Origin of the sequence: Prosthecobacter algae, assembly GCF_039542385.1 — a bacterium.
Lineage (GTDB): Bacteria > Verrucomicrobiota > Verrucomicrobiia > Verrucomicrobiales > Verrucomicrobiaceae > Prosthecobacter > Prosthecobacter algae.
Genome location: NZ_BAABIA010000017.1, coordinates 16,313 through 35,731, shown reverse-complemented (window position 1 = coordinate 35,731; position 19,419 = coordinate 16,313). Strand labels below are relative to the sequence as shown.

The window sequence follows — 19,419 nt, the reverse complement described above, 5'->3', positions numbered from 1 at the left end:
GGCGTTTAAAATGGAAGCAAAGTTGGTTATTCGCGGCTCCATTTGGCGGACTTCAGGCTGACCTCGGTGGTGAAGACGCGGGGATTCAGGCGCTGGGCGCGGAGGGTGTTGATGAGGGTTTCCAGATCGGCCTTGCGCACGGCGGGGTCGGCACTCTGAAAGAGGGTGGCGAGGCCGAAATCCGGCGGGGTTGCCTCCCGGCCGATGCGCTCGGCGGAGGCATCGTCAATGGCGACCATGGTGACCTCGATGATGGGGGGGAGCTGGTGCAGGCTGTTCAGCTCCTTGCGCACGCCGGCCTGGCCTGCGGTGAGGGTGTCATACTGATAGTTAGGCGCGAGGGCGTTGCCATCCTTGTCGATGGAAAGGTCCCCGGCAGGGCCCTGGGAGGGCAGCTTGGGCAGGAAGGTGATGGCGATGATGTTTCGCGCGATGACGTGGGCATCGGGGTGGTTGGTGACATCCGGTGGCCAGGCACCGGCACCCCCAGGGCGGGTGAGGTTTTCGGTCCGCTGTTTAAACTCATGCAGGCGGAAGGCGTAGGTGGGCACGGTGGGCAGGAAGTCGGGCCGCTCCGTGTCCTCGCCATAGGTGATGTAGTAGCCGGTGAGGTTCAGCAGATGGTGCAGGGCGGTATTCGCGGGCGCGCCAGTTTCGCCCAGGGGGGCGTAAAAAAAAAGGGCGTGGCCGGGGGACTGGGCGGGGGGCTGGCCCAGCATGGGGGCGGCGGGGCCAGAGAGGAGCCGCAGCTCCGAATGGCGGCCGTAGCGATCTGGCTGGAAGGTGGCGGAGTTGCTGGCATCGCGGCGTGCGCCGGTGCTGTCGTAATAGTCCAGGTAGGTGTTCAGCGTGGCCTGGGAGAGATTGCGCGTGATGGTGTCAAACGCATCCCGTGCCTGCTGGAACTGGCTGACTTTTCCCCGGGTGCTGCGCCAGATATTGGCGGTGCGATCCGTGAGGGTGGCGAAGATGAGCATGAGAATGGTGACCACGGTCATGCTGACGAGCAGCTCGATCAGGGTAAAGCCAGGCCGCAGGGGCCGCCGGGCGCGGGGATGGGAGGTGGGGTGGCTCATAGGCTTTTGGCGACATGGCCGGTGAAGGTAGCGAATTTCTGGTTGGTGCGGGTGGGGTCCAGGGTGCCTTCAGGCGGGTCCGTGGGGCCGACGGGGGCACCAGCCAGGGTGAGGGGGCGGTTTTCCGGATTCAGCACGACCTGGACGAGGACGGTGGCCAGATTGTTTTGCGCGGCACCGCCCACAGCGCTGGGGATGGCGGTGGAATTTTGCACGCGGGTGAGGGCGTGGTAGATGGCCCCGGTTTCATCTGCTAGCTCGGTGCCTTCATCGTCAAAGTAGCGCGTGGGCTTCGTGGCGGGGGCGGCGGTGAGCACGGCGTAGTCCGTCTGCCCGGCCTCATACAGCAAGCGCTGGCCGATCTGCGAGGTGACGGTGGTATTCAGCGCATCGCGGAAGTTCGACAACCCGGCGGGCAGGAGGCCGATCATCAGCGTGATGGTGGAGGCGGCGATGCCGATGGCGACGACAACTTCAACCAAGGAGAATCCGAGACGTGACCTGGGGGGGAGGGACGTTTTCATGGGGAGTGGGGGGGCTGGTGGGTTAAACGCAGGTGTGGACTGCCCTTGGGGACCCCTTGAGGGGGCCTTTGGGCGGGGGGAAATCAGGGGCGGTAAAGGCGGATGGTGCCGCGGGCGGGCTTGATCTGGACGGTGACGTAGTTCGGCGGCGGGGATTCGCGGACGGACCGTGGATAAAGGGTGAGGAACCACTGCTCCTGGGTGTCCAGGTCGGTGCTGCCATCGGGCAGGAAGCGCACGCGGTAGGCGGTGTAATCCGTGCCGGCATCGGCCAGGGGGATCTGCTCATCGCCCTCCTTCCAGTCGTTTTTCATCCGGGCATCCGTGATGAGGGAGGAGAGGGTGGTGTTTTCGCTGATCTGGATGGCCTCCGGCAGGCGGCGGGCCTCGCGCACGGGGGTGGCGCGGTTGTTATCCTCATCAAAGATGAAGGTCTGGAGGGAATTGATGCCCTGGGCCTCGCCAAAGGTATTGAGGGCGGTGGGGCGGTACAGGCGTACCTCCACCACGCGGTCGCGGGCGATGGCGGTGTGGCGGGCGAGGCGGAATTCATCCATCACGGTCTCCCCGGCGGAGGTGATCTGATTCGCCACCACGACATCCTGGGCGACATTGGCCGCGAGGGTGAGGAGAATGGTGGAAATGGAGACCACGACCAGCATTTCGATCAACGTGAAGGCCGAACGGCGCTTTGAAACGATGTTGATACTGAACGCCTGAGGGGGCCGCGAGGTCTGGACTTCTGGCAAGGGGGTGACCGGAAGAAAATCACGGTGAGGAGGCAGGGGGGCAGCCTTTGGGCTGGCGGGAATTTTCTCTCTCATGTATTACTTTGTAAATACATGGCCGGAAATGCTCAATCTAAATTTGATTATTTCTGGTGTTTTTATGACATTCTGTGCATACGAAGAAAGATTTCGCTTAGTTGTGCGGTGGCGCGGGGTTTACAGAGGTGCGGAGGGGAGGACCCTTTCTTGTTAACAAGGGCGTGCCCAAGGGGCGGGACTGGCCAAGTTCTGGGAGTTGGGGTGTTTGGGGGGACGGGGATCGGTGATGGAATGGGGGCTATTTTTACAGGATTGACACGATTTCAGGATTAACAAGATGTGTGGCAAGGGGGCGAACGTGGGAATTCATTTTCAACCACGGAAGATTCGGAAAACACGGAAGGAAGAGATTCCGATGGAGGGATGACCCCAAGGAGCGGGACTTGCCAAGTCCCGTGGTTTGGGGTGTTTGGGGCGGACGGGGATCGGGGGGAGTGGGGGCCGTTTTTTACAGGATTAACATGATGGCAGGATTAACAAGATGTGTGGCCAGGGGGGCGTGGGGTTTGGGATGGAGCGCACGCGTCTCGCGTGCTGTGTTCGGCGTCCCGCCGAAGACCGTGAACCGAGGTGGCTGCTGTGGGGTGCCAGGCATGGGCTGCGGAGTGTGAGAACGGTTTCCCGCGAGGACGCGTGAAACGGCAGGCGAGACGCCCGCGCTCCATGGCGGACGGGGGCGTGAGACCTTTTCGAAAGCGCCAGAGGACTGGCGCAGTCCAGGACGCTTCGCGGCCGTGTAGCTGCGCCCGCCAGGGCGTGGTGATTGGGGAAGCTCGAGGGTGCGAGACCTTTCGAGGCAGGCCACCCGCTGGCGCGGGCAGCTACAAGGGGAGGCTTCGGGTGTAGCCGTGCCCGCCAGGGCGTGGGGATTGGGGGGGCGAAGGAGTGAGAGCTTTCGAGGCGGGCCACCCGCTGGCGCGGGCAGCTACAAGGGGAGGCTTCGGGTGTAGCCGCGCCCGCCAGGGCGTGGTGATTGGGGAAGCTCGAGGTGAGTGAGAGCTCTCGAGGCGGGCCACCCGCTGGCGCGGGCAGCTACGGGGTGTGGCTTCGGGTGTAGCCGCGCCCGCCAGGGCGTGGGGATTGGGGGGGCGAAGGAGTGAGAGCTTTCGAGGCGGGCCACCCGCTGGCGCGGGCAGCTACAAGGGGTGGCCTCGGGTGTAGCTGCGCCCGCCAGGGCGTGGGGATTGGGGAAGCTCGAGGTGAGTGAGACCTCTCGAGGCGGGCCACCCGCTGGCGCGGGCAGCTACAAGGGGAGGCTTCGAGTGTAGCTGCGCCCGCCAGGGCGTGGGGTTTGGGGAGGCGGAGTTGGGGGGATAGGACCTAGAGGTCGTATGGGGCCTATGTCTGGGAAGCTCGGATCGTGAGACCTCTTCGAAAGCATCAGAGGACTGGCGCAGTCCAGGACGCTTCGCAGTGGCGGGGTGGGCTAAAGGATTGGCTGAGGGTGTTTTGAGATGGGCGTGAGATGGGGGTCGATTGGACGAGGAAAGATTTTTTCGGAAGTTGGGCCGCTTCACGTTTTAAAATGTTCTAATGAACAGTTGATTTGTGGCGGTTTTTAGCCAGGATGAGGGCGCTTTTGCGTGCTGGGGGCGCTTCATTCGGGCTGCGGTGGGTCTCTTTTAAAGGAGGCGTCGGCTGAATGGGGGAATCCAGGCGCGGGGGCTTTGACGATGATGATGAAACCGATGACTCCTACTTTTCCGATCACCATCCTTTCCGGCGGCCAGACGGGCGTGGACCGGGGCGCGCTGGATGCGGCCCTGGATCTGGGCTTTCCCTGCGGGGGCTGGTGCCCGCCCGGCAGGCTGGATGAGGAGGGGACCATCCCGGACCGCTACCCGCTGCGGGAGATGGCCCAGGGCGGCTACAAGGCGCGGACGCTGCAAAATCTGAAGGAGGCCGATGGCACGCTGATCGTCCACTTTGGCGATCTGGAGGGCGGCACGGAGTTGACGGTGTTTCACTGCATGCAGTCGCGGCGGCCCTATCGGCTGATCGATGGCTGGGAGATCACGCCGGACCGGGCGGCGGAGCTGGCGCTGGATTTTGTGCAGCGTCGGCACCTGCGCACCCTGAATGTGGCCGGTCCCCGCGCCAGCCGCCGGGCGGAGGCGCAGGCCTATGCGTACACGATGATACGCGGGCTGCTGGAGAGGCTGGCGGAAAAAGCAGAAATGGGGGCAAGGGTTGATGGTTGAGGGCTGATGGTTGATGGTTGATGAGGTGTAGATGGCGCGGAGCGTCCTGGAGTGCGCCAGTCCTCTGGCGCTTTCGAAAGGTCTTACGCTCTGAGCTTCCCCAACCTAGGCCCCATACGACCTCTAGGTCCTATCCCCCCAACTCCGCCCCCCAATCCCCACGCCCTGGCGGGCGCAGCTACACTGCCGCGGAGCGTCCTGGACTGCGCCAGTCCTCTGGCGCTTTCGAAGATGTCACACACTCCGAGCTTCCCACACATAGGCCCCATACGACCTCTAAGTCCTATCCCCCCAACTCCGCCCCCCAATCCCCACGCCCTGGCGGGCGCGGCTACGGGGGCTACGCGGGGCAGCGAACGAGCGAAAGCCCCTACCACTTCACATTGCCCAGGAACTGGACGCTGGCGGGGATCTGTTTTTCGGAGATGGAGCTTTCGTCTTCGATGAAGTAGTACTTCACGCCGACTTTTTCAGCAGCGGCGAGGATGGCGGGCCAGTTCATCTGGCCGGTGCCGAGGGTGACGTCGTTTTCCACGTCGGTCTTGCCGGAGAGGTCGCCGGTGGCGACGCCTTTTTTGAGGTCCTTGAGATGCATGAGGTCCCAGCGACCGGCGTATTTTTCCAGCAGCTTCACGGGGTCCTGGCCAGGGAAGACGACCCAGAGGACGTCCATCTGGAATTTCACATTTTTGGGGTCGGTCTCCTTGATGATGAGGTCGGCGAGGGTTTCGCCGTCTTTCCAGGGCCGGAATTCGAAGCCGTGGAGGTGGTAAAAGAAAGTGATGCCTTCTTTGGCCAGGGCGGCACCGGCTTTGTTGAAGGTGGCGGCGATGTCGCGGGCCTGGGGTTCATCCATGGGGGCCTTGTGATCGGCCCAGGCGCAGCCGGCGTATTCCAGGCCCAGGGCCTTGGCCTCTTGGGCGACGGCTTCGGGCTCGTTTTTCCAGCGGGCGTAGGGGAAGTGGGCGCTGACGGCTTTGAGCCCGCGGCTGCTGAGCTCCTGCTTGAAGGCTTCGGCGCTGAGGCCGTAGGTGCCGGCGAGCTCGACATTGGTGATGCCGAAGGATTTCACGCTGTCCAGGGTGCGGGGCACGCCCTTGAGCTTGAAGCTGGAGCGCAGGCTGTAAAGCTGCAGGCCGGGGCTGGCGGTGAATTTCTTTTCCTGGGCCTGCGTCTGAGGGCTGATGGCGAGAGCCAGGGCGGTGAGGGTGAGAGCAATTCTGAAAAACATGAGAAGCCTATGGAAGCGGGGACATTCGTGGAAGAAAAGCCAATTTCCGTGGGAAAGCGGTGTTTTTTTGCCCGTATGCTGCTTGCTGGCCTGTTTCTCGCCTCCTGGTCGAAAAGCCTTTTCAGCCGATGGATTTTCGTGGAAACAGGTCTCAATCCGTCGGTTCTAGTCTCTTGCATCCTTCACCCTCGCGCCTACTGTCGCCCGCCCATGCATCGCCCTACTTTTTTCGCTTTCGCCCTTTTGACTGTCCTGATGACATGGCTGGCCCCTGTGGCGCAGGCCCAAACGGCGACCCCAGCGGCCCCTGCGGCCCGGCCAATGGTGACCGTGCCCGGTGAACCTGCCCCCGGGGCGGCGGTGACGACGGTGACGGCGGCGGAGGATCCGGAAAACCCTTTTGCCAATGCGCTGACGCTGAAGGGCTTCATCGATAGCACGGGCGTGATGGCCTACCCACTGATTGTTCTTTCCATGATCACGGCGTTTCTCATCGTGCTGTTCGCCTTCACGGTGCGGCAGGGCACGGTGGTGAGCGATGCCTTCATGAACTCGGCGGATGCTCTGATCCGCAAGCAAGATTACCTGGGGCTGCTGGCGGTGTGCAATCGCCGCAATGAGTGCATCGCCCGCATCACGGCGAAGACGCTGGACTTTGCGACGCGGAACCCGACGGCGAGCTTTGAAGAGGTGAAGGAAGTGACGGAGGCGGAGGGCAATCGCCAGTCCAGCCTGCTGCTGGCACGCATCGCCTACCTGGGCGATGTGGGTGCGGTGGCACCGATGCTGGGGCTGCTGGGCACGACGCTGGGGATGATCACCACCTTCCACGCGATCTCGGGCAAGGAATACGGCGGGTCTAACCAGCTAGGGCTGGCCCAGGGGGTGTCTGAGGCGCTGCTGTGCACGGCCTCGGGCCTGGTGATCGGCATCCCGGCACTGATTTTCTACGCCATCTTCCGTGGCAAGGTGAACCGCCTGATCTGCGAGATGGAGGCGGCAACCACGCACCTGATGGCCCTGCTGGCCGTGCAGTACAAGCGGGCGGCCCGCGCGGTGGTGAACCGCACTGGGGAGTAAGCAATGCGGCAGCCCCCTGAACGACCATGAACTTTCGCAAACAGCATTCCATCGAACCCACGCCCATGCAGCTCGCGCCGCTGGTGGATGTGCTGTTCCTGCTGGTGATCTTTTTTGCCGTGACCTCGCACTACGCGAAGAACGAGCAGGTGCTGGACATCAGCGTGCCGGCGGCGGATGAGAAGGAGGACAAGAAGGAGGAGATCCGCAACGTGGGCGAGATCGTGGTGAACATCAAATCCGGCGGCGAGATCATCGTCAATGGCCAGACGCTGACGGAGGAGGAGCTGCTGGTGAAGCTGAAGAACATCACTTCCATTTACAAAGACCAGGCCGTGATCCTGCGTGGGGATCAGGTGGCTGATTTCCAATACATCATCAATGTGCTGAATGCCTGCCAGAAGGCGGGCATCTACAACATCGCCTTTGCCACGCAAAAGCCGGAGACGGAAACCCCGAAGTAAAGTGGCCCACACCCCTGTGACGTTGTCCCCTGAACTGAGCCTGAAAAGGAAGCCCCTGAAGAACTGAGATGCGCTGTTACGATCTGCCACGACTGATGATTTTCCTGCCTTTGCTGGGGGCCGTTGCGGCCTTTGGCCAGGGGGTGCCCCGCGCCATCCCGGTGGAGGAGGACGAGGTGCAAAAGCCGATCCCACGGGCGATCCCGGTGGACCCTAGCACGATGCCTGCGCAGCCCGGCCAGCCCGCCGCCCCGGCCCAGCCTGCGCAGCCACCCGCGCCGCCGAAGCCGAAGTCGCCAGACCAGGACCTGATCGACTACGCGAACATGATCTATGACCGCGGGGAATTCGCCATCGCGGCGCAGTCCTTTGGCCAGTATCTGCAAAATTATCCCTCCGGCGCACAGGTGCCGCTGGCGCTGTTCCGCATCGGCGAGTGCTACATGAAGCAGAACCAGCTCAAGGTGGCGGAGGCGTATTACACAGAAGTCGTTAGCCGCTACCCGAACTCGGACGGTGCGCCCTCGGCGGCGTATCGCCTGGGGGCCATGCGATTCAATGCGAAAGACTTTGAGGAGTCGGCGCGGCAGTTTGCCTTTGCGGAGTCGAAGTCGCCCCTGCCACAGGTGCGGCTGGCGGCGGCCTACAACCGAGCGCGTGCCTACCAGATGCTTTCCGATGGCAAGCGGCAGGTGGCGGCGCTGCAGTCCGTGCTGGCGGTGACGACGGAAAATCCGTACCGCGAGGCAGGGCTGCTGATGCTGGGCACGCTGTATCTGGCGGAGGACAAAAAGGCGGAGGCGCTGCCGCTTTTCCAAGAGCTGCTGAAGCTGAGCAAGGACAACGCCGTGCTTTCCGAGGCCAGCGTAAAGGCCGCCGTGCTGTATGCGGAGACGGGTAAGCCAGATGAGGCAGTGCCCCTGTTTGAAAAGGCGCTGAGCTACCCAGAAACCACGCCGGTGAACCGCAGCATCTCCCTGGTGGGTGTGGTGCAGGCGCTGTTTGCCAAAGGCGACTACGATGGCGTGATCGACAATTACAATCGCAACTCCGGCGTGCTGCCGGAGGGCGAAACGCGGCCGAAGATGCTGCTGCTGGTGGGCAATGCCTACCGCATGAAAAAGGCCTATGCCCGTGCGGTGGAGGTGTACCTCATGATCGAGGAAGGCTACCCCGGCAGTGACCAAGCCTTCGAGGCCGGCTACTGGAAGCTGTACTGCTTTTACCTGCTGGATGACAAGGACCTGGGCGACTTTGCGACGGCCTTTATCCAGCGCCACCTGCAGACGCGCAGTCAGCATGAGTTCCTGAATCTGGCGCGGCTGATCCGGGCGGACTTTTACTTTAACAAAGGCGAGTACGCGAAGGCGGCAGAGAGCTATGTGGAGGTGCAGATTGAAAAGCTGCCGGTGAAGCTGCAGCCGGGCACGCTTTTCAACAAAGGCTGGGCCCTGGCGGAGGCGGCTCGCCATCAGGAAGCCGTGGGCGCTTTCACCCAGTTCCTGGCGGAGCACCCCGCGCATGAGTTCAAGCCGAAGGCCCTGGCCCGGCGCGGTCTGGCCTATCGCGAGGCGAAGGATCTGCCGAAGGCCGTGGGCGACTTTCAGCGCGTGGTGAAGGAGTTCACCAACTCCGATGCGGCGGAAATTGCCTACTTGCAGTTAGGACTCATCGCCATGGAGCAGCGGGATCCGAAGGCCATGGTGGCGGCCTTTGAGATGCTGGTGAAGAAGTATCCCCGCAGCCAGGCGGCTGGGCAGGCGTGGTATGGCATCGGTCGCGGTTACTTCGACCAGAAGGACTGGGACAAGGCCATCCCGGCGCTGCAAAAGGCCATCGAGACGGACAAGGCGGCGAACCTGGACCGCGCCAGCCAGATGCTGATGCTGGCCTCCTACGCGCAGCAAAATATGGACGCCCTCAGCACCGTCATCGACGACTATCGCAAGGCGAACCCGAATGCGAACATCCCGCCGAATGTGGTTTCCTGGCTGGGACTGAAGCTCTATGACGCGAAGCAGTATGCGCGCTCGACGAAGTATCTGACGCTGGCCACCACGCCGGAAACGCCTGAAAATACGGACCCCCGCGTGTGGAACTACCTGGGCATGGCCAACCTGGAAACGAAGGAGTACGAGGCGGCCATCAAGGCCACGGATCATTTCCTGGCCGTGACGCCCGAGAGCGCGGTGCGTGCCCGCAGCCTGATGACGAAGGGCCGGGCGCTGCTGGGCCTGGGCAAGATCGAGGATGCGGAAAAGGTGGCGCAGGAAGGGCTGGGCTTTGCCAAAGACGGCAAACCGCAGGCGCTGCTGCTGATCCTGGAAGGCGATGTGGCCCTGGCCGCCGGCGAGAAGCTGGAGAAGGCGGGCGATGCTAACGCCGCGCTGGAGAAGTACAAGGCGGCGGCGGGCAAGTTCATGTATCCCGCGCAGTTTTTTGACGATGAAGAAGTGACCCCGGAAGCCATGGACAAGGCCGCCCGCGCCCTGGATAAAGCCGGTCAGGCCGCCAAGGCGGACGAGTTCCGCAAGCTGCTGAAGGAGCGCTATCCGCGATATGGGGTGAAGTAGGGGGCTGCGGAACGCAGTCAAGAGGTCAAGGCGTCAAGGCGTCAAGGCGTCAAGGCGTCAAGGCGTCAAGGCGTCAAGGCGTCAAGGCGTCAAGCGGTCAAGCGGTCAAGCGGTCAAGATGGCGCCGCAGCGGCGTAGCTGCGCCCGCCAGGGCGTGGGGTTTGGAGGGTTCGAGGGTGCGAGAGCTTTCGAGGCCGACCACCCGCTGGCGCGGGCAGCCACAGGGCGTAGCTGCGCCCGCCCGGGCGTGGGTTTTGGGGGCTGCGAAGGCGTTCCAGCTTTCGAGATTTCACAAGGTCACGATGGTCAGCCCAAGGAGCGGGACTTGCCAAGTCCCGTGGTTTGGAGGTCTTGAGGGCGGACGGCGCTCGAGGGAGTGGGGCAGGTTTTTTTTAGACAGGATTCCAGGATTGGCAAGATTAACAAAAAGTGCTGCAAGAGGCGAAAGAGGGCCGGAGACCTCATCGAAAGCGCCAGAGGACTGGCGCAGTCCAGGACGCTTCGCGGCGGCGTAGCTGCGCCCGCCAGGGCGTGGGGTATGGGAGGGTTCGAAGGAGTGAGAGCTTTCGAGGCCGACCACCCGCTGGCGCGGGCAGCTACAGGAGACCTCATCGAAAGCGCCAGAGGACTGGCGCACTCCAGGACGCTCCGCGTCATCTTGACCTCATCAACCCTCAACCCTCAACCCTCAACCCTCAACCTTCCCATTGCCCCCCTTGACCGCTCCCCCCTTTGCTTGTTGGATGCGCGGACGTCATGCCTTCGATTTCTTACCTGCTTGTGGACGGTCACAGCGTGATGCACGCCTGGCCGGAGCTGAAGCGTGAGCAGCGCAACGCCAGCCGCCGGCACCTGGCGCGGCTGGAGCTGATGAAACGCCTGCGCACCTACCAGGACATGAGCGGCAAGCAGGTGGTGGTGGTCTTTGATGGCACGCACTCCCAGCGCAGCGAGGAGCGCGAACCCGAGGGCCTGCAGGTGATCTATGCGGAGGCGGCGACGACGGCGGACATGCTGCTGGAGCGCCTGGCCAACCGCTACGCTAAGCTGCACCCCATGCAGGTGGTCTCTGCCGATGGCATGGTGCGCGAGACCATCCTGGCCTGCGGGGCGGACTGGACCAGCCCGGAGATGCTGAAGACGATGTGCGAGGATGCCGAACGCGCCCTGGGCGAGGCGATCCGCAAACGGAGGTGAGGGGGATGGGGGGGAAAGGCAGTCAAGGCAGTCAAGGCAGTCAAGGCAGTCAAGGCAGTCAAGGTGGGTCAAGGTGGGTCAAGGTGGGTCAAGGTGGGTCAAGGTGAGGCGAACGAGGGATTGGGGAGATACGGGGCGTTTTTTGACAGGATTGACACGATTTTCAGGATTAACAAGAAGTGTGGCCATGGGGCGAACGGAGGCGTGAGACCTTTCGAAAGCGCCAGAGGACTGGCGCACTCCAGGACGCTCCGCGGCTTCTTGACCTTTGACCCCTTGACCCCTTGACCCCTTGACCCCTTGACCCCTTGACCCCTTGACCCCTTGACCTTTGACCTTTGACCCTTTGACCCTTTGACCTTTGACCTTTGACTTTCGCACTGAGCACTTGCCCTCCCCCACCCGCTATGATTCTCTGCCCGAATGAGCGATTCCTTTGAACTGGTGCGGACGAAGAGCGGGGACGAACTGGTGGCGGTGGTGGAGACGCTGACGGCGGCGGGGGTGCCGCACCGGGTGGCGGGCACGCGGGCGGGGTTCGACATCACGGAGGTGGGGCGCGGCGATTACCCGGCAGACATGCTGGTGATGGTGCCCTGGACGGAGGTGAAGGCGGCGCGTGCGGCCCTGGAGGCTTCCTTTGCGGAGACGGAGCTGCCGGGGGACCACTTTCTGCACAGTTCCACCGACGAGGAGCTGCTGGAAATCCTGGCCACGCCGTTGGAGTGGGACCCTTTTGTGGTGGTGCATGCGCGGCGGTTGGCAGCGGGGCGCGGCATCCAACCGGCAGCGACGGAGGCAAAGGCGGCCGAGGCGATGGAGGTGCTGTCCCTGGGCAGACCAGCGGCGCGCTGGCAGGTGATCCTGGGCTGGGTCTCCGTGCTGCTCGGCGGTCTGGTGGGCATCCTCATCGGGGCCTCGCTGGCTTTTTCAAAAGAGCGCCACCCGGAGGGCGAATACCCCACCTACGATGCCCGCACCCGCCAAATGGGCGAGTGGATGATCTGGTGCGGCGTGGGCATGCTGGTGGTGTGGCGCTTTGCCGTGATGACGAGGTAGGGAGGGGGCGGGGGAAGAAAGAAGAAAGGAGAAATGGGGAAAGCAGAGGAGAGGGGATAAGTGCTCAGTGCGAGGTCAAAGGTCAAAGGTCAAAGGTCAAAGGTCAAAGGTCAAAGGTCAAAGGTCAAAGGTCAAAGGTCAAAGGTCAAAGGTCAAAGGTTGAGATGGCGCGAAGCGTTTTGGAGTGCGCCAGTCCTCTGACGCTTTCGATAAGTTCACTTGACCACGTCCGCCGCTCAACGCGAGGGGAGCGCGGACACTTTGTCCGCATCCTAAAACATCCGGATGCGCAGCATCCCTAACCTACTCTTCGACTAAGGCATCCAGGTCAAAGGTCAAGATGGCGCGAAGCGTCCTGGAGTGCGCCAGTCCTCTGGCGCTTTCGAAAAGCTCTCACGCCCCCGTTCGCCCCCTTGCCACACTTTCTGTTAATCCTGAAATCGTGTCAATCCTGTAAAAAACAGCCCCCATTCCGCCCCCGATTCTCGTTCGCCCCAAATCCCCAACACCCCCAAACCACGGGACTTGGCAAGTCCCGCTCCTTGGGGGCTTCCCGGTCAAGCTCACCTTCCGTGTCTTCCGAATCTTCCGTGGTTGAAAATGAATTCCCACGTCCGACCCCTTGTCACACTTCTTGTTAATCCTTCCCGCGACTGCGGGACGGTGAATCCTGTCTAAAAAAAAGCCTGCCTCATTCCCCCCACGCTCCGTCCGCCCTCACGACCTACAAATCATCGGCAGGGGGGCGGTTTTTCACCTGCGGCGCGGGCTACTCGGCGGAGATGGCCTCGATGTATTCGATGCGGTAGAGGCTGCCTTCCTGGGAGAGGAGGATGGGCTCGCCCTCGGCATCGGGGGTGATGAGGGTGGGGTTCAGCTTGGTGGATTCGGCGCGGCGGTGCAGCACCAGGCGGCGTGTGGCGCGCTCGTTCAGCGCATCCATCTCCAGGCCCCAGACGGTGCCGTAGCCCCAGTCGGCAAAGAGGTACATGCCCTGGAGAGCGGGCATTTTTTCGCCCCGGTAGGTGTGGCCGCCCACGATGCACAGGCCCTCGCCACGCAGGCGGGTGTAGGCGTGCACGGGGTCCGTGGTGGCGGTGCCGGGGATGAGGGGCTGCGGGTGGAAATCCGGCGTGGTGGGGCCGTCGCGGTCGCTCCAGCCGTAGTTGGCACCTTTTTTCACGAGGTTGATCTCCTCCCACAGGTCCTGGCCCACATCGGCGCACCAGAGATGGCCGGTGTGGGGGTCAAAGGCGAGGCCCCAGGGATTGCGAAAGCCGAGGGCAAAGATCTCCGGCCGCACGGTCTGCTCGTGCGCAAAGGGGTTATCCGCCGGGATGCCGTAGGGCAGGCGGCCGCTGCGGGTGTTCACATCCAGGCGCAGGATCTTACCGTGGAGCACCCAGGGGTTTTGCGCCAGGCGGTAGGGATCGCTGCGCAGGCCGCCATCGCCCAGCGCGATGTAAAGGTGGCCATCCGGCCCGAAGGTAATGTGGCCGCCCCAGTGGTCCGCCAGCGGCTGGGGGATCTCCAGCAGCACGCGCTCCGTCTCCGGCAGGGCCGTGGGGGCCTCGCCTTCCGTGGCTCGCATCTCGCTGATCACGGTGCGGCGCGGATCATTCTGCGTGTAGCTGAGGTAAAATAGGCGGTTTTTTTCAAACTGCGGGTGCAGGGCGATGCCGTGCACGCCCTCCTCAAAAAGGACGATGCCGGCCATGCGCGGGCGGAAGTCCAGAAAGCTGCGCCACTGGCCGCTGCCATCCAGTTTCACCGCGCAAAACTCCCCGCGCTGCAGGGCCAGGATCTGCTCGCCCCCGCTGTCCGGCAGGGCGGTGCTGAGGGCCACGGGCGAGTCGAATTCGCGGTCGAAGACGAGGCGGCTGAGGCCGATGCCCGGCAGGGTGTCCTCCGGGATTTCCAGCGCCGGCACCGGCGGGGCCAGGGGGGCCTCCGGGGCCAGTCCATCGCCCGGCAGGGCCTCGGGCACGGCATGGGCCACACCGCCGCCGAGGTGCAGCAGGGCGGCGAGGGCAAGGCAGGCGGCGTGGGGCAGAGGGCGGCGCGACATGGCAGGGCGGGGATGCGGGTGAAGACGGCGGCGGGGGCGAAACTCCCCTGTGCATGCCTGCACGGATTGTGCCATTTGACCCTTGGCGCGATAAAGAAGTTAAATTTTATTGAAAGAATGTCCGCGCAGCAGCGGGGGAAGGGGGGAAGCAGAAACGGGGATGAGCGGAGACTGGAGACTGAAAACCGGAGCATGCCCTCCTCTGGGCGGAAAAAAACTTCATGGGTGGCCTAAATACACACTTGCACAATGTCACATCGGCACACATTATTTACCGATGGCACTCACAACCAAAGACCAGGCCTGCATCACGGTGGACAAGAAGATCATGAAGGAGGGCAAAAAGATCGCCAAGCTCGATCGCCGCTCCTTCTCCTCCTATGTGGAAAACCTCATCGCCAAGGACATCCTCCGCCACGACCGCCTGACGAAGAAAAAGACGGAAGCGTGAGGTTTTTCCTCTCCGCTGCGTTTAAAATGACCGTCATCCGGTAAGGGTGACGGGGGCATGATGCCCGAACGAGAATGCGCCAGATTTGCAGTCTACGGCTCACCAGGTCTGACTGACAAACGAGCATCAAGCCCCAGGTTTGACCCACACCCGTTCGGATGTGATGGGATCTCGCATGAAGCGGATGTGCTGGCGTCCGAAGATACCGTGATCCTCATCTTGGAACTTGAAGAAGAACACCGCAGGTTCCCCGGGGGACATGAACCCCTGAGCCTCAACCACTCCGCCTGTGGAGATTTTCCACGTCAGCGGGGTCTTGTCATTCCCATGGAGGCGGTGCCCGGTCTTGTCTGGCGCGAAAAAGTATTTGGTGCCCGCGGTGCTTAGCCATGTCTTCTGAACAAAGAGGAGTTCCAGCTTCGAGGCATCCACCTTTTGAGGTTTACCTTCCTGGTCGCCCTCCCCCGGTTTTTTGGTGGTCGATGCGATGACCTCTCGAACCCGGCTCAGAGCCACCACCGTGGTCATATCCTTCCCTTGGCGCTGCAATTCGGCGTCGATCTCCTTCAAGCTGGCCTCTTTGACGGGCCGCAGGACGGCCAGTTTGGCGGAGTCATACATGATGAAAAGGCTGGCAATGGCAGAGTGAGGAGCGGGCACGCTCTCTCCAGCTATTTTCCGGCGCATCTGCTCGGCAATCGTGGCCGCCGCCCCTGTATCTCCCTGGGCGGCGCGGTCTGCGGCAATGGCAGTGCATTCCTTGTTTAGAACCGCATCAATCTTTTCACAGGCCGCAGCCGCGCGTTTCTGGTAGGAGGCATGGATCTCGTCCGGGCTTTCGGCAAAGCACGGGCCGATGGTGAGACCCAATACGGCGGCAAAGAGCAGGCGGGAGAACATAGGGCGCAACCCTAGCACGGGCGTCAAGGGCACATCGGCACACCTTACTTACCGATGGCACTCACCACCCAAGACCAAGTACGAAGCTGAATTTTGAATATCAGCCATCGAGGGGAACACATCGGTCAATCCCCTTGATCTCCGCACTGGAGTTCAAGGGGGATGCCGATGATATTATGATTATGGCAGAGCGACGAGTTCCTTGACGACCTTCAGTGCGTATTCAGCATTCTGGGCCAGCGTATCGTCTTTAATTTTCTGGCCAGTCGAGGACAGGAGGAAGAACCGGGGGCGTTCAAGATTTGTGCCGGAAGTGATGTTGGCCAGATCCTTGTGACCGACAGGGAGCAAAACGACCACGAAGTTTTCTTTCAGCAGTTTTTTGGTCTCTTCCAGATCGGTGAAGTATTTGATCTGAAGCCCCTGGTTGTTGTAGTCGCCTTTGGGGTCATAGACTGCCACAAAGACTTTCTTGCCGTCTTTTTGAGCGCGCTTCAGGGCCGCATCGAGATCACGACCAGGGGCAGATCCGAAGGCAGCGCGTGCATCAAAATCAGCAGCATTTACCGCAAGGGTGCTGAGGGAAAGGGAGGCAATGAGAATAAGATTCTTCATGGAGGCCGCAACCCTAGCACGCACGTCAAGTGAGGGCGGTTCTCTACGCCTTTGAATCGGCTCCATGATTTCGAGAAGCCCCAGCCACCCTACAGCCGGCTTTTCACCACGAGGCTCCAGGCTTCTTCGCCTTCTGGGGAGGCGTACAGGGTTTTGAGGCGGTCGATCTCGGCATTGGTGCGGGTGACCATGGGGCGGTCGCTGGTGGTGGGCTCGGCACGCAGTTCTTCTTCCAGCAGGGTGTATTCTTCGGGGTTTAGGGTATCCAGCCAGCCTTGCAACTGGTGGGTGGCGAGTTCGGCGTTTTCAGAAGGGACACCGGTGGGGCGGGCAAAGAGGGGCATGGTTAAAGAAAAATTCGGATTTTCCAGCCTGGCCGGATGTTTCGTTTTTCTGCCTGCCTTGGCGCGGTCGCCTAGGATCCTGCCGTGGAGCTTAGGGGATTCGAACCCCTGACCTCGTCATTGCGAACGACGCGCTCTACCAACTGAGCTAAAGCCCCGGCGTGGCCTGTGCGGCCTGGGTAACGAAAAGTATAACAAGGCCGCCGGGGTGTCCAGCGCTGTTTGCCGGGAGCAGGGCGGGGAGGGCCAACCACGGAAGAGGCGGAAGACACGGAAAGTGGGGATGACGGGGATGCCCCCAAGGAGCGGGACTTGCCAAGTCCCGTGGTTTGGGGGTGTTGGGGCGGACGGGGATCGGGGGGCGGCGGGATTTTTTAGACAGGATTACAGGATGAGCAGGATTAACAGGAAGTGTTGCAAGGGGCGGATGAGGGCGGGTTTGTTCGGTCTGCTGGTGTGTAGCCTTTAGGCGACCCCATGGCCTGCCGGGCCTTCTCCAGATCGCCTAAAGGCTAGACACCTGCAGAGCTGGCGGGAGTAGAGGGGTAGGCCGACCCAAAGTTTGAGCCCAAGGAGCGGGACTTGCCAAGTCCCGTGGTTTGGGATGGTGGATGGTGAAAAGAGGTGAGGTGGAAGATGTGTTTTCCCGGACTAACAAAAAGCGTGCTTATTAATAAGCCCTCTTTGACAGCCTGGTTTTGCCATTCTCTGAGAGTGGGTGTGAGATCGTGCGCGGATTCAGTGGCCGGGACTTGGCAAGTCCCGCTCCTTGGGGAGTTGGGGGCGGACGGAGGTTGGGTGGAGTGTGGGGGGCTTTTTGGCAGGATTCACAGTCCCGCAGTCGCGGGAAGGATTAACAGGAAGTGTGGCAAGGGGGCTTGACGGTGCCGTGAGATCTTTCGAAAGCGCCAGAGGACTGGCGCAGTCGAGGACGCTTTGCGGTGGCGGTACGGCCATCCCACGTGCGGGGTGCGGGCAGCCACAGGGCGTAGCTGCGCCCGCCAGGGCGTGGGGTTTGGGGGGACGGTGCGTGTGTGCTTTTTTGCCGCGCCTGAGCACCCGTGCAGGTGGCGTTTTCGGGAAGAGGGGAAGGGGAGCGTCAAGGGCAAAGTGGAGATACTGGTAGTGCGACATTTTGCTCGATTAGCATGTGTGTTCGGGTGAACATTGGCCCATGAAAACAACTGGCCCGCACTCCCTCCCTGCACGCTGCCTCTCTGGGCTGCGGGGCGGCCTGGGAGGCGGGTGGGTGCTGCCGGGGGCGGCCCTGACCTGGGGCGTGGGGTAGCGCCTGCCTGGGCGGTGCGGAGGGGCGTTCGACGCCAGTAAGCGGCCTGTTTTTCTGTGACTGAACAGTTCAGTATTTAATTAATTATTCACTTTTGCGCCTTGCGGCTTTTCTGGCTTTCGATAAAAATTATTCATTCACTATGAACGCAATCATTCAGCAGTTCCAAAACGAGCTTAACCCGGAGGAACGCCGCCTTTTCGAGGCCGATGCGCGTCTGGCGGGTCGCCGTCCTGGGGCCCACCTGAAGGCGGTGCTCTTTGGCGGTCGCGCACGTTCGCCGGGGCTGCCGGTGGAGGGGGCGCACGCTCTGCGGCCTGGGCCGCGCCTGCCTGCCCAGCGGCCTGGGGCTGCCAGCCGCTGAGGCCCTGCCGGGCGTTTTTTCCCGCCCGTCTTTTTTTCGAAACCCCGCCACCCCTGAAACCGCCCCTCCTGCCCATGTCCCGCATCCGACTCGATACTGACCTCGCTGAGAAACTGCGCCGCCGTGCCCGCCCGCAGGGCCGCAGCCTGACGAACTTTGCCAACCTTCTGCTGCGCCGCTGCCTGGGGCTGAAGGCGAGCCCGCCGGAGCCCCCGCCGCGAACATCCGAAAAAAATGGGAAATGATGCCCCTCCCTGTAGCTCGCCTTTTTCCCCATCCGCCCTCCATCCCAATCACCCCACACACCCTCATCCACCCTTTGTCACTCCACCTCCCTACCACCCATGAAATCACGACTCGAAGACTTGATGCAAAAAGCCAGCGTGGCGCAGCCGCCGGACCGCTTGGCACGCTCGAACTGGATCCCCTACCTGCCCATCATCCGCATCCTCATGGAGGAGCGGGCGCACAGCCTGACGGCGGCGGTGGACTGGCTGGTGACGCAGGGGGAGATCCCCACCAAGAGCCAGGGCATGGCCTACCGGGCGCTGCGCCAGATCCTGGCGCGGCGGGAGGCGAAGCAACTGCTGCAACTGGCCCGCGTGCAGTGCCAATTGGGCAGCCGGGCTGGCCGCAAGCCGCGACGCAAGAAGGCCCGCAAGCAAGAACCCACAGCCCGGAACGCCGCCGCCGCATGAAACGTGTGAACTTTGACCTCATCCGCGCCGAGGAAGAGCTGGCCGGGGCGCGGCAGTGCATCACCTGCCTGTGCGGGGCCCTGCTGACGGCCAGTGGCACGGCGCTGCTGTATAAATTCGATGCCATGCCTGCCTGGGGCGTGGCCGTGGCCGGAGCGCTGCTGCTGCTCTTTCTGCTGGCGGGCACCCTGTATGCCTACCTGCCCACGCTGCGGGAAGGGGCCTGCCATCGCCGCCGCCGCCACCACGCCAGCAGCCGCTGCTTGGATCCTGAGTGAGGTGGCGTCTAAAGTCGCATCCATAAACAGTGGGTAATAGTGGGAAACAGTGATCAGTGCTCAGTGCGGGGTTCTGAGATCGGGCGTCCCTTTTGACCTGAGTTGCTAAAACGACACTTCATCGCTCCTCGAAAGCGCCAGAGGACTGGCTCACTCCAGGACGCTTCGAGGCTTCTTGACC

Annotated in this window: 19 protein-coding genes and 1 tRNA gene; 11 read left to right on the top strand and 9 right to left on the bottom strand. The window is 62.4% G+C overall.

The features are described 5' to 3' along the window. Nucleotides 1-26 precede the first annotated feature (26 nt). From vccC to vccD, 3 genes are all read right to left on the bottom strand, one after another. Nucleotides 27-1,076 carry a Verru_Chthon cassette protein C gene (gene vccC, locus ABEB25_RS24155; protein ID WP_345739032.1) on the bottom strand — a complete coding sequence of 350 codons (1,050 nt, stop codon included), beginning with the start codon at nt 1,074-1,076 and terminating at the stop codon, nt 27-29. After that, nucleotides 1,073-1,600 carry a Verru_Chthon cassette protein B gene (gene vccB, locus ABEB25_RS24150; RefSeq protein ID WP_345739031.1) on the bottom strand — a complete coding sequence of 176 codons (528 nt, stop codon included), beginning with the start codon at nt 1,598-1,600 and terminating at the stop codon, nt 1,073-1,075. Before vccB ends, vccC begins: the two co-directional genes overlap by 4 nt. Before the next feature lie 83 nt (nt 1,601-1,683). Continuing rightward, complete coding sequence (vccD, locus tag ABEB25_RS24145; RefSeq protein ID WP_345739030.1) at nt 1,684-2,424, bottom strand: Verru_Chthon cassette protein D; 741 nt, start codon at nt 2,422-2,424, stop codon at nt 1,684-1,686. Between the two features lie 1,691 nt (nt 2,425-4,115). On the opposite strand from vccD, the gene ABEB25_RS24140 reads away from it, so the two are divergent. Beyond that, nucleotides 4,116-4,628 carry a putative molybdenum carrier protein gene (locus tag ABEB25_RS24140; protein WP_345739029.1) on the top strand — a complete coding sequence of 171 codons (513 nt, stop codon included), beginning with the start codon at nt 4,116-4,118 and terminating at the stop codon, nt 4,626-4,628. A gap of 370 nt (nt 4,629-4,998) precedes the next feature. Here ABEB25_RS24140 and ABEB25_RS24135 read toward each other — a convergent pair whose 3' ends face one another. After that, a complete protein-coding gene (locus tag ABEB25_RS24135) occupies nt 4,999-5,859 on the bottom strand; it encodes a sugar phosphate isomerase/epimerase family protein (RefSeq protein WP_345739028.1) in 861 nt (286 codons plus the stop codon). 255 nt (nt 5,860-6,114) lie between these two features. Here ABEB25_RS24135 and ABEB25_RS24130 point away from each other — a divergent pair, with 255 nt between their 5' ends. From ABEB25_RS24130 to ABEB25_RS24110, 5 genes are all read left to right on the top strand, one after another. Beyond that, nucleotides 6,115-6,939, top strand: a complete 825-nt coding sequence (locus ABEB25_RS24130; RefSeq protein WP_345739027.1) for a MotA/TolQ/ExbB proton channel family protein — start codon at nt 6,115-6,117, stop codon at nt 6,937-6,939. 26 nt (nt 6,940-6,965) lie between these two features. Beyond that, entirely contained in the window at nt 6,966-7,403 is a 438-nt protein-coding gene (locus ABEB25_RS24125; protein ID WP_345739026.1) for an ExbD/TolR family protein, read from the top strand. Between the two features lie 68 nt (nt 7,404-7,471). Beyond that, nucleotides 7,472-9,976 carry a tetratricopeptide repeat protein gene (locus ABEB25_RS24120; RefSeq protein ID WP_345739025.1) on the top strand — a complete coding sequence of 835 codons (2,505 nt, stop codon included), beginning with the start codon at nt 7,472-7,474 and terminating at the stop codon, nt 9,974-9,976. A gap of 756 nt (nt 9,977-10,732) precedes the next feature. Further along, on the top strand, nt 10,733-11,173 hold the full coding sequence (locus ABEB25_RS24115; protein WP_345739024.1) for an NYN domain-containing protein: 441 nt from the start codon (nt 10,733-10,735) through the stop codon (nt 11,171-11,173). A 423-nt stretch (nt 11,174-11,596) separates the two neighbouring features. Beyond that, nucleotides 11,597-12,232, top strand: coding sequence for a hypothetical protein (locus tag ABEB25_RS24110; RefSeq protein WP_345739023.1), 636 nt, complete (start codon nt 11,597-11,599; stop codon nt 12,230-12,232). Between the two features lie 769 nt (nt 12,233-13,001). Here ABEB25_RS24110 and ABEB25_RS24105 read toward each other — a convergent pair. Further along, entirely contained in the window at nt 13,002-14,300 is a 1,299-nt protein-coding gene (locus ABEB25_RS24105; protein ID WP_345739022.1) for a PQQ-dependent sugar dehydrogenase, read from the bottom strand. Between the two features lie 277 nt (nt 14,301-14,577). Here ABEB25_RS24105 and ABEB25_RS24100 point away from each other — a divergent pair, with 277 nt between their 5' ends. Next, entirely contained in the window at nt 14,578-14,751 is a 174-nt protein-coding gene (locus ABEB25_RS24100; RefSeq protein WP_345739021.1) for a toxin-antitoxin system protein, read from the top strand. Nucleotides 14,752-14,877: 126 nt separating this feature from the next. Here the strand turns inward: ABEB25_RS24100 and ABEB25_RS24095 are convergent, their stop codons facing one another. From ABEB25_RS24095 to ABEB25_RS24080, 4 genes are all read right to left on the bottom strand, one after another. Then, on the bottom strand, nt 14,878-15,651 hold the full coding sequence (locus ABEB25_RS24095) for a hypothetical protein (RefSeq protein WP_345739020.1): 774 nt from the start codon (nt 15,649-15,651) through the stop codon (nt 14,878-14,880). Between the two features lie 180 nt (nt 15,652-15,831). Then, nucleotides 15,832-16,266 carry a hypothetical protein gene (locus ABEB25_RS24090; protein WP_345739019.1) on the bottom strand — a complete coding sequence of 145 codons (435 nt, stop codon included), beginning with the start codon at nt 16,264-16,266 and terminating at the stop codon, nt 15,832-15,834. 89 nt (nt 16,267-16,355) lie between these two features. Further along, complete coding sequence (locus tag ABEB25_RS24085; RefSeq protein WP_345739018.1) at nt 16,356-16,610, bottom strand: hypothetical protein; 255 nt, start codon at nt 16,608-16,610, stop codon at nt 16,356-16,358. Between the two features lie 85 nt (nt 16,611-16,695). Further along, nucleotides 16,696-16,768, bottom strand: a tRNA-Ala gene (locus tag ABEB25_RS24080). Between the two features lie 1,272 nt (nt 16,769-18,040). Here ABEB25_RS24080 and ABEB25_RS24075 point away from each other — a divergent pair. The 4 genes from ABEB25_RS24075 (at nt 18,041) to ABEB25_RS24060 (ending at nt 19,238) form a co-directional block, all read left to right on the top strand. Continuing rightward, the gene (locus ABEB25_RS24075; RefSeq protein WP_345739017.1) at nt 18,041-18,262 is read left to right on the top strand and encodes a hypothetical protein; all 222 of its coding nucleotides are present in this window, start codon (nt 18,041-18,043) and stop codon (nt 18,260-18,262) included. A 74-nt stretch (nt 18,263-18,336) separates the two neighbouring features. Continuing rightward, nucleotides 18,337-18,507, top strand: coding sequence for a hypothetical protein (locus ABEB25_RS24070; protein ID WP_345739016.1), 171 nt, complete (start codon nt 18,337-18,339; stop codon nt 18,505-18,507). Between the two features lie 99 nt (nt 18,508-18,606). Beyond that, nucleotides 18,607-18,960 (top strand): hypothetical protein, encoded by a 354-nt coding sequence (locus tag ABEB25_RS24065; RefSeq protein ID WP_345739015.1) that lies wholly within the window; start codon nt 18,607-18,609, stop codon nt 18,958-18,960. Beyond that, on the top strand, nt 18,957-19,238 hold the full coding sequence (locus tag ABEB25_RS24060; protein WP_345739014.1) for a hypothetical protein: 282 nt from the start codon (nt 18,957-18,959) through the stop codon (nt 19,236-19,238). Before ABEB25_RS24065 ends, ABEB25_RS24060 begins: the two co-directional genes overlap by 4 nt. Nucleotides 19,239-19,419: the final 181 nt, after the last annotated feature.

Coding starts and splice junctions, on each gene's coding strand:
- vccC (WP_345739032.1), bottom strand. CDS start 1,076: ATGAGCCACCCCACCTCCCATCCCCGCGCCCGGCGGCCCCTGCGGCCT.
- vccB (WP_345739031.1), bottom strand. CDS start 1,600: ATGAAAACGTCCCTCCCCCCCAGGTCACGTCTCGGATTCTCCTTGGTT.
- vccD (WP_345739030.1), bottom strand. CDS start 2,424: ATGAGAGAGAAAATTCCCGCCAGCCCAAAGGCTGCCCCCCTGCCTCCT.
- ABEB25_RS24140 (WP_345739029.1), top strand. CDS start 4,116: ATGACTCCTACTTTTCCGATCACCATCCTTTCCGGCGGCCAGACGGGC.
- ABEB25_RS24135 (WP_345739028.1), bottom strand. CDS start 5,859: ATGTTTTTCAGAATTGCTCTCACCCTCACCGCCCTGGCTCTCGCCATC.
- ABEB25_RS24130 (WP_345739027.1), top strand. CDS start 6,115: ATGACATGGCTGGCCCCTGTGGCGCAGGCCCAAACGGCGACCCCAGCG.
- ABEB25_RS24125 (WP_345739026.1), top strand. CDS start 6,966: ATGAACTTTCGCAAACAGCATTCCATCGAACCCACGCCCATGCAGCTC.
- ABEB25_RS24120 (WP_345739025.1), top strand. CDS start 7,472: ATGCGCTGTTACGATCTGCCACGACTGATGATTTTCCTGCCTTTGCTG.
- ABEB25_RS24115 (WP_345739024.1), top strand. CDS start 10,733: ATGCCTTCGATTTCTTACCTGCTTGTGGACGGTCACAGCGTGATGCAC.
- ABEB25_RS24110 (WP_345739023.1), top strand. CDS start 11,597: ATGAGCGATTCCTTTGAACTGGTGCGGACGAAGAGCGGGGACGAACTG.
- ABEB25_RS24105 (WP_345739022.1), bottom strand. CDS start 14,300: ATGTCGCGCCGCCCTCTGCCCCACGCCGCCTGCCTTGCCCTCGCCGCC.
- ABEB25_RS24100 (WP_345739021.1), top strand. CDS start 14,578: ATGGCACTCACAACCAAAGACCAGGCCTGCATCACGGTGGACAAGAAG.
- ABEB25_RS24095 (WP_345739020.1), bottom strand. CDS start 15,651: ATGTTCTCCCGCCTGCTCTTTGCCGCCGTATTGGGTCTCACCATCGGC.
- ABEB25_RS24090 (WP_345739019.1), bottom strand. CDS start 16,266: ATGAAGAATCTTATTCTCATTGCCTCCCTTTCCCTCAGCACCCTTGCG.
- ABEB25_RS24085 (WP_345739018.1), bottom strand. CDS start 16,610: ATGCCCCTCTTTGCCCGCCCCACCGGTGTCCCTTCTGAAAACGCCGAA.
- ABEB25_RS24075 (WP_345739017.1), top strand. CDS start 18,041: ATGAACGCAATCATTCAGCAGTTCCAAAACGAGCTTAACCCGGAGGAA.
- ABEB25_RS24070 (WP_345739016.1), top strand. CDS start 18,337: ATGTCCCGCATCCGACTCGATACTGACCTCGCTGAGAAACTGCGCCGC.
- ABEB25_RS24065 (WP_345739015.1), top strand. CDS start 18,607: ATGAAATCACGACTCGAAGACTTGATGCAAAAAGCCAGCGTGGCGCAG.
- ABEB25_RS24060 (WP_345739014.1), top strand. CDS start 18,957: ATGAAACGTGTGAACTTTGACCTCATCCGCGCCGAGGAAGAGCTGGCC.